We start from the raw sequence: 15031 nt of genomic DNA on the forward strand, positions 1-15031 counted from the left end.
TCTACTCTGCCGGGGCCGGGTTCAGCCCGGGCATGTCCGGACGGCCCCGCTTTTTCGCCTGCTCTCCGACACAGGCGAGGTAATAGAGCACGAAAATATAGGCCAGCAGAAGAGCGGCATAGACCGAAAGGTAGATGACCAACGTCGTCGCCACCATCGGTGCGGGCACTTCGGCCACGGCTTGTTCGGTCGTCATCACGCCGCTGACCAGCCACGGCTGACGTCCGATTTCTGTCGTGTACCAGCCCGCGAGCGTGGCGACCCAGCCGGAAAAGGCCATCGGCACCAGCGCCAGCAACAGCGGCTTGGGCAGGCCCTCGGGGCCACGCCGCCGAAACGCCATGAAGCCCACGGCGACCCAGCTGATCAGGAGCATCGCCATGCCGGTGCCAACCATGAGACGGAAGGCGTAGAACACCGGCGCGACGGGCGGGTGAAGGAGTGTGCCATCTTCGGCGACAAAGTCGTTGAGGCCCGGAATTTCGCCGTCGGCATGGTGCGTCAGGATGATCGACGCAAGGTTCGGAATGCCGATCTCTGCATGGTTTTCGCGCGCGGCCTCGTCCGGGATCGCGAAGAGCAGAAGCGGGGCGTTGCCTTGGGTGTTCCAGTTTCCTTCCATCGCGGCCACCTTGGCGGGCTGATGTTCCAAGGTGTTCAGCCCGTGCATGTCGCCCGCGAGGATCTGCATCGGGATCAGAAGAGCGCCGAGGCCAAGGCCCGTGACGAGTGACACACGCACGTCTTCGCCCTTGTCGCCGCGCAGCCAGCGCAGAGCGGACAGGCCGGCCAGAAGGAACGCGACCGTCAGGCCCGAGGCCAGCAGCATATGGGTCACGCGGTACGGCATGGACGGGTTGAATATGATCGCCCACCAATCCGTTGCGTGGGCCACGCCGTCGCGCATCTCGAACCCCGCCGGCGTGTGCATCCAGCTGGACAGCACGACGATCCAGAAGGCAGACATGGTCGTGCCAAACGCCACCAGGAACGTGGCCAGCGTGTGCAGCCAGCCCGGAACGCGGCTCATGCCGAAAAGCATGATGCCCAGGAACACGGCCTCGAGGAAGAAGGCGGTCAAGACCTCGTAGGCCAGAAGCGGGCCTGCGATGTTGCCGACGGTTTCCATGAAGCCGGGCCAGTTGGTGCCGAACTGGAAGGACATGGTGATCCCCGACACGACGCCAAGGCCAAAGCTGAGTGCGAACACCTTCACCCAGAAGCGGTAGGCATTCATCCAGCGTTCCGCGCCGCTGCGGTTGAAGCGCAGCTTGAAGTAGAAAAGCACCCACCCCAGCGCGATCGTGATCGTGGGGAACAGGATGTGGAACGAGATGTTGGCACCGAACTGGATGCGCGATAGCAGGAGTGTGTCCATGGCTCTTAGGGTGACAGGTTGCGACGGACTTCAGTAACCGCCACCAATCAACCTAAGGCGAAACGCGCGAATTTCCGCCCAATGCGACCAGAGGGCGCGGCAAAAGTGGGAACGGCGGACGCTCGGATTGCCGCTTCGTTTTCGCTTGTGCTGCCGTCAGGCTGCGGCAAAGCCCGCGTCCAGGGCCGAAAGAACGCGGTCGATCTCTGCCTCGGTGATGATCAGCGGCGGTGACATCAGCAGGTTGTTGCCCCCGATCCGGACCATCGCGCCGGCCTCGTACGTGGCCTTGTGGACCCGCTTGACTGTGGTTGCGTCCATCGGGGTTTTCGCGGCGCGGTCGCTGACCAGTTCTATGCCGGTCATCAGGCCGTGCCCGCCCCGTACATCGCCGATGATGTCGTGTTTCTCCATCAGGTTCCGCACGCCTTCGAACAGTTGGGTGCCGCGGGCCGCGGCGTTGGTTTTCGTATCCAGCCGCAAGGTCTCGGACAGGCAGGCCACGACAGCGGCGGCCCCGACCGGATGCGCCGAATAGGTGTAGCCCGTCCAGATCGCGCCGCCCGCGTCGGCGCCCTCGAACACCTCCGCGACCGTCTCGCCGAGCAGGACGCCGCCCACGGGGAAATAGGCGCTGGTGATGCCCTTGGCGACGGTCATCATGTCGGGCTGCACGCCCCAGTGCCGGGCGCCCGACCAGTCGCCGGTGCGTCCGAAGCCGCAGATGACCTCGTCGGAGATCAGCAGGATGCCGTAGCGGTCGCAAATCTCGCGCATGTGCTTCATGAAACTGGCGTCGGGCACGATGACTCCGCCCGCGCCCTGGATCGGCTCCATGATGAAGGCCGCGATGGTGCTTGGGTCCTGGAACTCGATCTCGTCCACCATCGCGGCGGCGATCTTCTCGGCCAGCCTGGCAGGATCGGTTTCGTGGAACGGATTGCGATATGTATAAGGGCTGGGCAGGTGGAAACAGCCGGGCAGAAGCGGCTCGTAGGTGATGCGGAAGCGGTTGTTGCCATTGACCGACGCGCCGCCCCAATGTGTGCCGTGATAGCCCTTTTTGAGTGACAGGAACTTGGTGCGCGTGGGCTCGCCGCGCAGGCGGTGATATTGCCGCGCCATGCGCAGGGCCGTGTCGACCGCGTCGGACCCGCCGGAGGTGAAAAAGACGCGGGCGATGCCGTCTTCGGCAAAGAATTCCTGTACCGCGTAGGAGGCCTCGATCGCCGGGGGATTGGTGGTGCCGGCAAAGGCCGAATAATAGGGCAGTTGCCACAGCTGGTCACTGATCGCCTGTTTGATGGCGTCGTTGGAATAGCCCAAGTTCGTGCACCACAGTCCGCCCACGGCGTCCACCACGCGATGCCCGTCGATATCGGTAATCTCGACGCCCTCGGCGCTTTTGATGATGGTGGGAGCGTGTTCCTGCTGTTCGCCCGGGTGGCCCATCGGGTGCCACAGGTGGCGCGCATTCATCTCTCGCAGGAAATTGTCGTCTTTCATGGAAAGCCCCCGTGTCTGAGTCGCGGATTTGATCAAACGTGGCACCGTGCCGGGGTTCTGTCCAGTGACGCCAATGGGGACCGCGCAAAAGAAAGGGGGCCGTTGGTTCGGCCCCTCATTCCCTCCTGCCGCGTTGTCGGGTTACCGTGCCGGGGCTCGCTGGTCGTCCCCGGTCAGGGTGTACCGCGATGCGTCGATCGCGGTGTGTGTCTGAAATATATCGGAAAAGCCTGGATGGGGCGCAGAGGCACGCTGGTCCGTTATGACCGTCGCCCGGGTCATGCGGCATTCCCCGCGTGGTTACGCGGTGCCGAAATCAAGATGTGCCCCAGTGCCGTTCGCAACACGGCGTCCCCCGATGGATGCACGGGTCCGGTCCCTTGTCCCCGTGCGTTTCATGCTGTTTTACAAGGTATAGGCGAAGTGATTCGCGCCGGTCAATATCGCGTGATTCGTTTTAACCGCGACAGGCGCTAACCCCTGACTTCGACTCGAAAAAAAATAGCGGCGCACGGGGCGCCGCTATTGGGGTGGTGATGATCTGGTACAGGTTCAGGTGTCGAGCCAGACATTTTCGAAATGCATGTACCGGAACTGGTGCACCTGGTCGTTCTTCACATGCTCGGCAAAATGCTTGGTCTGGTTGCGCCAGAAGGGCTGTATGATCACGCCGTTGTCCTGAAGGCGCGCTTGCAGCTTGGCGGAGTATTCGCGCCGCTGGTCCGCGTCAAACACGCCAACGGCCTCTTCGAGTATCGCGTCGAACTCGGGGTCCGAGTGGCCGGATTCGTTCCAGGCCTCGCCCGACTTGTAGGCCAGCACCAATACCTGCACGCCCAAGGGGCGCGGGCCCCAGTTGGTGGTCGAGAAGGGGTACTTTGTCCAATCGTTCCAGAAGGACGAGCCGGGGATGACGGTGCGCTTGAGGTTGAAGCCCGCCTCGCGCAGCATCGCGCCGATGGCGTCGGTGGTCACCGTGCGCCAGTCGCCGTCGATCGAGATCAGCTCCAGTTCGGTTTCGCCGTGACCTGCGGCCTTGGCCATTTCGATGGCGGCGGCGGGATCGGCCTCTTTCTTGGGGATCTCGGCGTATTCGGGGTGGAACGGTGCGACGTGGTGGTTTTCGGCGGTGATGCCGTCGCCGTTGATGCCCAGTTGCAGCGCGATGTTGTTGTCGACTGCCATCTGCACGGCGTTGCGCAGTTCTTTCGACGTGTAGGGCTCGGTGTCCATGCGCATCCGGGCAACGATCGTATTGGCGGTGGGCATGGTGCTTTTGACCAGGCCAAGACCGTCCAGCGTGTCGATGAAGTCGGACGTGGTTTCATCGTTCACGTCGATCTCGTCACCGTCGAAGGCCGCCACGATGGCCGCGCCATCGGTGCCGAAGTCGATGAACTTGATGCCGTCGAGATAGACGTCGCCGCCCCACCATTCACCGTTTTCGCGGCGCTTCACCTCGGCGCCGGTGCCGATATCCATCGAGACCAGCTCGAACGGGCCGGTGCCGATCGGGCTTTGGGCAAGGTCGGTGTCGTCGCCGTGGCTGCGGTGCACGATCAGCGCGGGATAGTCGGCCATACCTGCGATGAGCGAGATGTCGGGGCGCGGCAGGTTCAGCTTGACGGTGTAGTCATCGACCTGCTCGACCACGCCATCGGCCAGTTGGCCCGATTCCGCGTCGATCAAGGAGGCCATGCGCGCGGCCATGGAATTGCCTTCCACCGACTTGTCGCACCAGCGGGTGATGTTGTGGACCACATCCTCGGTCGTGAAATCGTCGCCGTTGTTCCACGTCACGCCCTGGCGCAGGTTGAGGGTGTAGGTCTGCGCGTCGTCCGACACTTCCCAGCTGTCGAGCAGAAGGCCGGTAAAGCTGTAATCGGAGTTCCAGCGCACCAGCGGCTCGCAGAACTGACGGCCCAGGTTGCCTTTCTCGGTCCAGTCGTACTTGCGCGGATCGGTGATTTCCAGAACTCGCATGGCGACGCGCAGAACACCGCCTTTCTTGCCTTCGCCATCCTGCGCCATAGCGGGTTGAGCCATGCCCAGAAGGCCGTAAGCGGTGGCGGCGCTGGCGCCGAAGGTCGAGGCGAGTGCCATGAATTCGCGGCGGTCCATCTTGCCGGCGCGCGTGTCCTCGGCCAGCTTGCGTATGACGGGGCGCAGCTGCGCGGTTTCCGTTTCGTGTGTCATCGAAGTCTCCCTGTTGATCGGATGTTGTTCCATCCTGTTTTTCCGGCTCGCAGGTCAGCGTTTTCCTGGGTCTTTTCGAAAATCCGCCAGCATTCGACCGGGCATGTCGCCGAATGAGAATGGGCGGACGGATACGTACGACCTGTAATATTTGCGACATCAAATTGTAGTTTTGCGACGTGATCAATGCGGGTGGTTCGGCCCCGGCGAATTTGCTTGAGACGCTTTGAGCGCACGGGTAGATCAGGCGGCAAAGGAGACAGGGTATGAGCCTCAACACATTCGGACATCTGTTTCGCGTCACCACGTGGGGCGAAAGCCACGGGCCCGCTTTGGGCGCGACCGTGGACGGGTGTCCGCCGGGGGTTCCGGTGGACGAGGCCTTCCTTCAGCAGTTTCTGGACAAGCGCCGCCCGGGCCAGAGCAAGCACACGACGCAGCGCAAGGAGCCGGACGCGGTGAAGATCCTGTCGGGGGTGTTCGAAGGACAGACCACCGGCACGCCGGTGCAGCTGATGATCGAGAACACCGACCAGAGGTCGAAGGATTACGGCGATATCGCGCAAACCTTCCGGCCGGGTCATGCGGACATCACCTATCACCAGAAATACGGCATCCGGGACTATCGCGGCGGCGGGCGCAGTTCTGCCCGCGAGACGGCCGCACGGGTCGCGGCAGGGGGGCTGGCGCGGGCTGCGCTGGCAAGCCTTGCGCCGGGGCTGCAGGTGAAGGGCTACATGACCCGGATGGGCGAGGTCACGATCGACCCCGACCAGATCGACTGGGACCAGATAGACCGCAACGATTTCTTTCTGCCCGATGCGGGCGCGGTGGCGGTCTGGGAGGAGTATCTGCAAGGCATCCGCAAGGCGCAGAACTCTGTCGGGGCGGAGATTGAGGTGGTCTGTCGCGGAGCGCCGGCGGGGCTGGGCGCGCCGGTTTACGGCAAGTTGGACACTGACCTTGCCGCGGCAATGATGAGTATCAACGCGGTGAAGGGCGTGGAGATCGGCGAGGGTATGGCCGCGGCCCGGCTGACCGGCGTCGACAATGCCGACGAGATTTTCATGGGCGAGAATGGTCCGGAATACACCAGCAACCACGCGGGCGGCATCCTTGGTGGCATCTCCACCGGGCAGGACATCGTGGTGCGGTTTGCCGTGAAGCCCACCAGTTCTATCCTGACGCCGCGCCGGTCGATCCGGATGGACGGCAGCCCGACCGAGGTTGTCACCAAGGGGCGGCACGACCCCTGCGTCGGCATCCGCGCGGTGCCGGTGGCAGAGGCGATGATGGCCTGTGTCGTGCTCGATCACCTGTTGTTGCATCGCGGGCAGGTCGGGGCCGGACCGCGGGGCGTGATCGGCTGATCCCAGGCCTATGACTTGCGGGCGACCACCGCGAACTGCGTCAATGAAAAGAAAAAGCGCCCCTCAGCGGCGAGGGCTTCCTGTTCTTTGCGCCAAGCCGTGCAATCGGCTTCGGGGACGAGGTCGTTCTGCCGCGCGTAGTTATCCATTAATGTCAGCATCATGCGGGCCAGACCGTCCGGTCTGAGATCGTGATCATTTAGCGTGACCGGGCGGATATCCTCTACCTCGAAGCCCGCGTCGCGCAGCATCGGCGGCAGCACCGCAGGCACGCGGCGCTCGATGAAATGGTCGTCCCACGAGGCGATCATGCGGTCCATGCGCGGCTGATCCTCGGTGTGCCAGATCCAGCTGTCGAAATGGATGTCGCTGACAACCAGCCGTCCACCGGGGCGCAACACACGGGCGACCTCGCGACAGGCACGTGGCAGGTCATCGAGATATTCGAACACCTGCACCGAGACGGCCTTGTCGACCGATCCCCTCTCAACCGGCAGATCATAAGCCGAGCCATCGCGGAACTCGACCCATTCGAACTCGGTGCAGCGGGCGATGGCGGCCTCCCGCATGTCGTTGCTGGGGTCGACCCCGATGATGCACCCGCCGGGTCCGACGGCGCGGGCCAGTTCGGCAGACAAAAGGCCGTTGCCGCTCCCGATATCGAGGATCGTCTCGGCAGGCTTCGGCAAGACAGCGTCGAACGACAGACGCCGCCGCTGGATGATGTCGGACCCTTGATAGACGAGGTCCAGCAGGCGCGTCGTCTCGGCGTTGAATTGCAGCATGATCGCATCCCCCCGCGTTTCAGAATACCCGAAAGCGGAAAAATCACGAAATCGACGCCTTAGCGCGGGGCCGTTTGACGCGAGAGCTGCACGGCGAGAATGCCGCCTGTTACGACCAGCACGCCAATTATATCCCAGAAACCTAATGCTTCGTTAAGCACGAGGGCGGCGATGGTGACGCCGAAGAACGGGGTGAGGAAGTGGAAGGTCGCGGCCTTGACCGCGCCGATGCGGTTGACCAGGGCGAACCAGACCAGCGTTGCGGCGAGGCCGGGGATCAGCGTGGTGTAGACGAAGGCCGCGATCAGTTGCCACGACCAGGCGATTTCAAGGGTTTCGGTTGCAAGGCCGAAAACGCCCAAGGCGGCGCTGCCGACCAGCATTTGCAGGCCCACGATCATCAGGAAGTTACCGCCCGAGGTCGCGCCGCGCACCATCAGGGTGGCAAAAGTAAGCGCGATGACGCCGCCGATGCAGAGCATGACGCCGTAAAGGTCGGCGCCGCCCTGGATACGCGTGCCCATGATCAGCGCGACGCCGGCCATTCCCGCGGCGAGTCCGGCGAAGCCCAGGGCGCTGACGCGCTGGCCGAGGATCAGCCAACTGGCGAGGCCGACGAGCAGCGGCATCGACGAGGCAATGATCGCGGCGAGCGAGGCCTCGACCGTCTGCATGGCGACGAAATTCAGGCCGAGATAGAGCGCGTTCTGGCACAGGCCGAAGATGATCGTGGCCCGCCATTGCGCGGGTGTCAGACGCCAGGATTGCCCCAGGGCGCGGGCGATCAGAACACCCAGTATGCCCGAGATCAGGAAGCGCAGGGCAAGCGCGCTGACGGGCGGTGCGGCGGCGACGATGATGCGCGCGGAGGTGAAGGCGCTGGACCACATGACGGCAAAGGCCAGCCCCATGAGTAACGCGCGAACATCCATGTTTTACTCGTCCTCGAAATGAAAAGGGCCGCCGGTGGGGCGACCCTTTCCGAAACCTGAAAGGAATACAAGGTCAGCCGTTCACGCTGTCCTTGAGGGCCTTGGCGATCGTCATTTTGACGACCTTGTCGGCATCCTTGTGGATTTGCTCGCCGGTGGCGGGGTTGCGCACCATGCGCGCCGGACGCTCGCGGCAGTAGATCTTGCCAACGCCGGGAAGGGTGACGGCGCCGCCGTTCGACACTTCCTTGGTGATGATCTCGATCATGGAGTCGAGGGCGCTTGTCGCGGTTTTCTTGTCGCTGCCCATTTCCTCGGCGAGGGCCGCAACGAGCTGGGTTTTGGTCATCGGTTTTGCCATTTTCTGGTCTCCTTCAACTGCCCGTTTCTTGGGCCTCCTGCGCGGGATTTAACTGTATCTTGTAGGCAAACACAACAAATAGTGTCGTAAAACAAGGCCGATTTCGGTGATTTGGGCCTGTTTTTTTGGGTTCAGGCCGTTTTACACGAGATTCAGGGACCTTCAACGCGCAAATGGCGATCCTGCAAGCGAGGCGGGGAATCGCCAGTGAAACTTGGTTAATCGGGCAAAAGCGGTCGAAATTCCATGTCGGTATCGCGTCGGTATCCGGGTGGTATGGCGACGGTGCGCGTTTCGCGATTTGCCGGGGTTAACGGGCCGTACGTGGTTAACAGGAGACTGGCGCTACGTGGCGGGGCGTTCCTGGCCCAGGGCCGGATCGAGGCGACCGGACGCCAGCGCGGAGGCTGCGACCATCGCGGTCGCGGTCCCGAGCATCAGGGGCAGGCCGCCCAGTTGATAGGTCAGGCCCGACAGCACGGTTCCGAGGAGCCGGCCTCCGGCGTTGGCCATGTAGTAGAAGCCCACGTCCATCGTCACGCGCTCGGCCCGGGTGAAGGCGAGGATCAGGTAGGAGTGCAGGGAGGAGTTGACCGCGAATATGCCGCCGAAGACCAGCAGGCCGGCCACCAGCGTGACGGTGAGCCAGGGTTGCGGGCCGGAAGACGCCAGCGCGGCGGCGGTCAGGACGGCGGGAATGGCGGCCAGCGCCCAGGCCCAGCCGCGGGCGGCGTAGACGAGGTCGGCTTCGGGGCGGGAGGCGGCACGCAGGAGACGGGGGGCGGCGGCCTGCACGGCGCCGTAGAGGATGATCCAGAGGGCCATGAACGTGCCGATGAGGAAGAAGGCGGCGCGATTGCCGTCCTCGGTGCCGTCGGAGAGCACGGCGTAGAAGTAGATCGGGATGCCGACGACGAACCAGACGTCGCGTGCGCCGAAGAGAAAGACGCGCGCCGCCGACAGCCAGTTGACGTTCGGGGACTTGAAGAAGACCTCGGAGAACTTGGCGCCCTTGCGGCCCTTGGGCAGGCCCGAGGGCATGGCGATGAGGACGGCCACGAGAATGAGGGCGAGGATGGCGGCCATGCCGAGCACCGCGCCGGTGAAGCCGAAGAGCGCCAGAAGGGCGGCGCCGAGGAGGAAGCCCAGACCTTTTACCGCGTTCTTGGAGCCGGTGAGCACGGCGACCCAGCGAAAGAGGCCTCCGCCCGTCGCGGGGGCGAGGAGCTTGACGGCGGACTTGGAGGACATCTTGGCGAGGTCCTTTGCCACGCCGCTGGCGCCTTGGACGACCATGACATAGACGACCGAGAGGCCGATGGCCCAGTCGGGGTCGAGCTGGGTCAGGGCCAGCAAGGCCAGCACCTGTATCCCGAGACCCGCATAGAGCGTCGAGGTCAGGCCGAAGCGGGCGGCGATCCAGCCGGCGGCGAGGTTGGTGACCATGCCGGCGATCTCATACAGGACGAAGAGATAGGCCAGTTGGACGGGCGAAAAGCCCAGCGTGTGGAAGTGCAGCAGCACCAGCATCCGCAACGCGCCGTCGGTGAGCATGAAGGCCCAGTAGGCCGCGGTGACGGCGATATAGGCCGAGAGGCCCTCGGGGCGTTCGCGGGTCTGGCTCACAGCGACGCGCCGACCATCAGGGCCACGTCGACGAGGCGATAGGCATAGCCCATCTCGTTGTCGTACCATGCGTAGATCTTCACGTGGGTGCCGTTGACGACCATGGTCGAGGGCGCGTCGACGATGCCGGAGCGTTGATCGTTGGTGTAGTCGGCGGAGACCAGCGGGCGTTCCTCGTAGCCAAGGATGCCCTTGAGCGAGCCTTCGGCGGCGGCCTTGAAGAAGCCGTTGACCTCTTCGGCGGTGGTTTCGCGCTCGACCTCGAAGACGCAATCGGTGATCGAGGTGTTCAGCAGCGGCACGCGGACGGCGTGGCCGTTCAGGCGGCCCTTGAGTTCGGGGTAGATGAGCGTGATCGCCGTGGCGCTGCCGGTGGTCGTCGGGATCAGGGAGTTGAGCGCCGAGCGGGCACGGCGCAGGTCCTTGGCGGGGCGGTCGACGATGGTCTGCGTGTTGGTGACATCGTGGATCGTGGTCATTGAGCCGTGCTTGATCCGCAGGTTTTCGTGGATGACCTTGACCACGGGGGCGAGGCAATTGGTGGTGCAGCTGGCGGCGGTGACGATGCGGTGGCGGGCGGGGTCGTAGATGTCGTCGTTGATGCCCATGACGATGTTGGCGGCATCGCCGTCCTTGACCGGGGCGGAGACGACCACCTTTTTCACGCCCGCGTCGAAATAGGGGGCGAGCTTGGCCTCGGACTTGAACACGCCGGTGCAGTCGATGACCACGTCCACGCCATCGAGCGGCAGGGCCGACAGGTCGCGCGTGCCGATGAAGGGGATGCGGGTGCCGTCGATGGTGACGCTGTCGGCGTCATGGGAGAAGTCGGCGTCCCAGCGGCCATGCACGGTATCGAATTCCAGAAGATGCGCGTGCATTTCCGGGTCGCCCACGGCGTCGTTGATCCAGGCGATTTGCGCACCGCGCTCCAGCAGGGGTTTCAGGATCAGCTTGCCGATGCGGCCCAGCCCGTTGACGGCGTATGTTGTCATGCGGAGGCTCCGCTGTTGATGTTTGCGATGTCGTCCACGGCTTTTTGTAGGGAAATCCGATCGAGACTGTCGAGTGACAAGCTTGTAAACGCCTTGATGCGGTTCTGAAGTGCGCCGTAGGCCTGTTGGAAGGCGAGCGCCTTTTGCGCGTCGGTGCCCTCGGCCTTCACCGGGTCGGGCATGCCCCAATGGGCGCTGACGGGCTGGCCGGTCCAGGCCGGGCATTCCTCGTTCGCGGCCTGGTTGCAGACGGTGAAGACGAAATCGAATTGCGGCGCGTCGGGGCCCTGGAAAACCGAGACGTTCTTGGCCTCGAGCACCGAGGTGTCGTGGCCTTTCTGTTGCAGCACATCGAGGGCGAAGGGGTTCAGTTCGGACCTGGGCTTGGTGCCGGCCGAATAGGCGTTGAAGCGGTCGCCGCCCTCCGCCCTGAGAAGACATTCTGCAAAGATCGAGCGGGCGGAATTGCCGGTGCAGATGAAGAGCACGTTGTACTTGCGGTCGGTCATTTGGGGAACTCCGAGAAGAGTGTGCAGGGAGGTGAGGGAACAGGCATCGGGGCGACCACGGCAGCAATCGCCGATGAGATAGTCGAGGGTTTGTCGCATCGCTGTCATGTCGACGCTGTAGCGCAGGGAGGTGCCGGTGCGCGTGCGCGTGATCAGCCCCGCCTGCACCAGCGCGTTCACGTAGGTCGAGAGCGTGTTGGGTTTGAGGTCGAGCGCGCGGGCCAGTTCGGTCGCCGGGACGGCATCGGGATAGCGCCGCATCAGAAGGCGAAAGACCGCCATGCGCTGGGGATGGCCGAGGGTGGCGAGCCGGTGGGGAATCATTGCTTCCATGATTCATGAAATATTGAATTAGTGGCGCATCCGCAAGTGTGGATGTGCCGATGCCATTCACGCATGAACGAAACTGGCCGAGCTGCGTTGCCCCTGCATGGCACATGGTACGAACAACAGGGTTCTGTGTGCGCTGGACATCACGACGCGCGACGCGGTGACCAGGCACTGCGAGGATGTGACGCTGGAGGCCGGCGCGGTCTTGCAGCGCTCGGGCGAGGCGACACATGCGGTCTATTTTCCCGAAACCGCCGTGATCTCCGCGATTGCGACCTATAGCGACGGGTCGGGCATCGAGATGGCCAATATCGGGCGCGAGGCGTCGACGGCGGTGAACCTGATGTTGGGCCAGTCGCGGCATTTCCACACCGACGAAGTGCAGATCGCGGGTGCGGTGCTGCGCCTGCCGGCAGAACGGTTCGTGCAGTTGAAATCCGAGCACGAGGCGTTCGAGCGGGTGCTGTTCGCCAGCGCGCAATCGGTGTTCTACCAGGTCATGATCTCGGGTGCGTGCAACGGGGCGCACAGTGCGCGGCAACGCCTGGCGCGGTGGCTGCTGACGATGGCGGATCGGATCGACGGCAGCGAGATGCGGCTGACACACGACTTCCTGGCCGAGATGCTGGGGGTCCGGCGAGCGACGGTCACGGAAGCTGCGCAGGACCTTCAGGAGAACGGACTGATTTCCTACAGGCGGGGGCGGGTCAGGATCACCGACCGCACCGGGCTGACGAACGCCAGCTGCGAATGCTACAACCTCGTGCGGGCGGCGAACCGTGAGTTGTTGCCCGAAATTGATCGGGACGCGTGAAATCGCTATTCATGGTACGTTATCGTACAGATCTCGCGCTGGACGTCCCATAAGGTCGGCCTATCTTGGCCGCAGTTCACGCGATAAATCATGTTCTGAAGAGGGGGATGGCCCATGAGAGTGATGGACGCCAGCATGGATGGCGATGACGTGATGAAGAATGCGATCCGGCATTCTCCGTTGTCGATCGTGCTGACGGACCCGCGGATCAAGGACAATCCGATCACCTATGTCAATTCCGCCTTCGAGGCGCTGACGCTGTATAGCCGGCGATACGCGGTCGGGCGCAATTGTCGTTTCCTGCAAGGGCCGGAGACGGAAGAACGGCATGTGACCCGCATCCGTGATGGATTGAAATCCGAACAGGAATTCGAGGTCACGCTGACCAATCACCGCGCCGACGGCTCGGCCTTTCGCAACCAGTTGCTGATCGCGCCGATCCACGGAGAGGACGGCGAGTTGACGGCGTTCTTCGGCCTTCAGCGCGAGGTGCCGGACCCTGCAGGCGCAGCGGAGGGGGACGACGCGTCGATGGGATTGCTGCGCGAGTTGCAGCACCGGGTGAAGAACCACCTGTCGATGATCGTCAGCATGATCCGCATCCAGGCCCGGCAGAACGTGACCGAGGACTCGCTGAAGGCGATCGGGCGGCGGATCGAGGCACTGTCGGTTCTTTATGACGAACTGTTGAGCGGCGGCGGAACGGGCGCCAGCGAGGAGATCGCCACGGGCGCCTACCTGAGCCGCATTGCGTCGGTCGTGTCGAGCCTGGAGCCGCGCGGGGCGATCCGGGTGAACGTGGAATGCGACGAGATCTCGCTGCCCGTGGACCAGGCGGCGCGGCTGGGGCTTTTGCTGTCGGAATTCATGACCAACGCGTTCGAGCACGCGTTCGAGGGGCGATCATCGGGCACACTCGAAGTGCGGTTCGCGCGGCGCGAGGACGGCGGTGTTTATCTGATGGTGGAGGATGACGGCAACGGGTTGCCGGAGAACAGCAACTGGCCCTTTTCGGCGCCCAGCATCGCGGCTCAGAAGAACCGGGCGGAGCATCACGATGGCGCGCTGGACACGACGGGCGAAGACGGCAAGCCCGGCGTGGGCGGCAGCATCGTGCAGGCGCTGACGCAATCGCTGGACGCGGAGCTTTCGGTTGAGCGGCTGGAGCAGGGCACGCGGGTGACGGTCGAGTTGTGACCGGGTGAGGCAGGGGCCAGGGGCTTGGGCCGGACTGAAATGGGGATGTCGACGTGGTGCCGGATGCCCGGGCGTCTGCACCGACATCAGCGCACAGGGTCTGCCCACGCGGCACGTCCGTTTTGCGGGTGCGAAGTCAACGGATCGCCGCGACAGATTGGGCGAACGTCTCTGCCACGTTCTGTCGCCGGATTTCATGCTCCTTGCCGGGTCAGCTTGCGCCGCTTTTTTGGGGGTCGCCGCTTTTTCGGACCGGGGCCTGGAATGCGTGCGGCCCAATCCGACCGCACGCATTGACCCGGTTTCAGTGGGCCATCATTTCTTCAGCCACGTCCGCGCCGCTGAGTTCGGCGGGGTAGTAGGTTGGCCAATTGGTGACTTCCTCGAGCAGCTTCGCCCGGTCGTCGCCCCAGTAGAGGTGGAAGTGTCCGGCATCCTGCGGCGCGATGGCATGGTCGCTGAACTGGATGAACGCGGGTGCCCCGGCGTCGCCACCGCTCTTTTCGAATATGTAGCGGACACCGCGGTTGCCGGCCTCGTAGGTCAGCACTTCGTAGCCGTCGTTGGCATAGCGGCCCTGCAGCGGGGTGCCGTCCTCGAAGAAGGTGACGCTGTCACCTTCGATGAGGATACGGTCGACCTCGGTCGCATAGCCGGTCTGGTAGTAGTCGGTGTATTCGGCCGCTGTCTTGTCCCCATGCTCGGCCTTGTGCGCCATGACGGTGTCGAGCGTTCCGTCCTGCAGCAGCGGGTAGACCGATTGCCAGTCTCCTTCCCAGTCCGAGAGGTTGCGGTCCTCGATCTGGTCATCCTCGAAGTAACCGTTGTAGACCTTGTCGTTACCGTGATCGTGTTCTTCGGAATGATCGTGATCATGTGTGCTTTCGCTTTGGGCGAACGCCGGCGCGGCAAGCACGAGCAAGGCGCCGGTGGCGACGGTGGCGACGCACCTGGCGAATGTCTGTTGCATGAGAGGCTCCTGTGTTGACGGGATCTTCGACCCCATGAATATTAATGTTATTACATAACGCA

13 protein-coding genes are annotated in these 15031 nt (G+C 63.6%); 3 read left to right on the forward strand and 10 right to left on the reverse strand.

All coding sequences use genetic code 11. From position 1 onward, the window contains the following. Position 1 precedes the first annotated feature (1 nt). The 3 genes from RBB18_RS07960 to RBB18_RS07970 all read right to left on the reverse strand — a co-directional run bounded on the left by RBB18_RS07960 (position 2) and on the right by RBB18_RS07970 (position 5080). Entirely contained in the window at positions 2–1378 is a 1377-nt protein-coding gene (locus RBB18_RS07960; RefSeq protein ID WP_306110732.1) for a cytochrome ubiquinol oxidase subunit I, read from the reverse strand. Between the two features lie 156 nt (positions 1379–1534). Continuing rightward, positions 1535–2884: an aminotransferase class III-fold pyridoxal phosphate-dependent enzyme gene (locus RBB18_RS07965; RefSeq protein WP_306110731.1), complete on the reverse strand. Its 1350-nt coding sequence runs from the start codon at positions 2882–2884 to the stop codon at positions 1535–1537. Between the two features lie 552 nt (positions 2885–3436). Then, positions 3437–5080 (reverse strand): ABC transporter substrate-binding protein, encoded by a 1644-nt coding sequence (locus tag RBB18_RS07970; protein WP_306110730.1) that lies wholly within the window; start codon positions 5078–5080, stop codon positions 3437–3439. Positions 5081–5346: 266 nt separating this feature from the next. On the opposite strand from RBB18_RS07970, the gene aroC reads away from it, so the two are divergent. After that, the gene (aroC, locus tag RBB18_RS07975; protein ID WP_103762932.1) at positions 5347–6450 is read left to right on the forward strand and encodes a chorismate synthase; all 1104 of its coding nucleotides are present in this window, start codon (positions 5347–5349) and stop codon (positions 6448–6450) included. Positions 6451–6458: 8 nt separating this feature from the next. Here aroC and RBB18_RS07980 read toward each other — a convergent pair whose 3' ends face one another. From RBB18_RS07980 to RBB18_RS08005, 6 genes are all read right to left on the reverse strand, one after another. Next, positions 6459–7235, reverse strand: coding sequence for a methyltransferase domain-containing protein (locus tag RBB18_RS07980; RefSeq protein WP_274594507.1), 777 nt, complete (start codon positions 7233–7235; stop codon positions 6459–6461). Positions 7236–7294: 59 nt separating this feature from the next. Next, the gene (locus RBB18_RS07985) at positions 7295–8167 is read right to left on the reverse strand and encodes a DMT family transporter (RefSeq protein ID WP_103762934.1); all 873 of its coding nucleotides are present in this window, start codon (positions 8165–8167) and stop codon (positions 7295–7297) included. Positions 8168–8240: 73 nt separating this feature from the next. Continuing rightward, entirely contained in the window at positions 8241–8528 is a 288-nt protein-coding gene (locus tag RBB18_RS07990) for an HU family DNA-binding protein (protein WP_057790788.1), read from the reverse strand. A gap of 345 nt (positions 8529–8873) precedes the next feature. Continuing rightward, positions 8874–10154, reverse strand: coding sequence for an organoarsenical effux MFS transporter ArsJ (gene arsJ, locus RBB18_RS07995; RefSeq protein WP_306110729.1), 1281 nt, complete (start codon positions 10152–10154; stop codon positions 8874–8876). Next, a complete protein-coding gene (locus tag RBB18_RS08000; protein WP_306110728.1) occupies positions 10151–11149 on the reverse strand; it encodes an ArsJ-associated glyceraldehyde-3-phosphate dehydrogenase in 999 nt (332 codons plus the stop codon). Before RBB18_RS08000 ends, arsJ begins: the two co-directional genes overlap by 4 nt. Beyond that, positions 11146–11991 (reverse strand): helix-turn-helix domain-containing protein, encoded by an 846-nt coding sequence (locus RBB18_RS08005; protein ID WP_306110727.1) that lies wholly within the window; start codon positions 11989–11991, stop codon positions 11146–11148. The genes RBB18_RS08000 and RBB18_RS08005 overlap by 4 nt, the downstream gene beginning before the upstream one ends. Before the next feature lie 97 nt (positions 11992–12088). On the opposite strand from RBB18_RS08005, the gene RBB18_RS08010 reads away from it, so the two are divergent. Further along, positions 12089–12802: a Crp/Fnr family transcriptional regulator gene (locus tag RBB18_RS08010; RefSeq protein ID WP_306110726.1), complete on the forward strand. Its 714-nt coding sequence runs from the start codon at positions 12089–12091 to the stop codon at positions 12800–12802. 114 nt (positions 12803–12916) lie between these two features. Then, entirely contained in the window at positions 12917–13999 is a 1083-nt protein-coding gene (locus tag RBB18_RS08015; RefSeq protein ID WP_274594512.1) for a PAS domain-containing protein, read from the forward strand. Between the two features lie 304 nt (positions 14000–14303). Here the strand turns inward: RBB18_RS08015 and RBB18_RS08020 are convergent, their stop codons facing one another. After that, positions 14304–14969: a metal-binding protein ZinT gene (locus tag RBB18_RS08020; RefSeq protein ID WP_306110725.1), complete on the reverse strand. Its 666-nt coding sequence runs from the start codon at positions 14967–14969 to the stop codon at positions 14304–14306. Between the last annotated feature and the right edge of the window lie 62 nt (positions 14970–15031).

This window comes from Roseovarius sp. MMSF_3298 (assembly GCF_030733705.1).
GTDB classification, from domain to species: Bacteria; Pseudomonadota; Alphaproteobacteria; order Rhodobacterales; family Rhodobacteraceae; genus Roseovarius; species Roseovarius confluentis.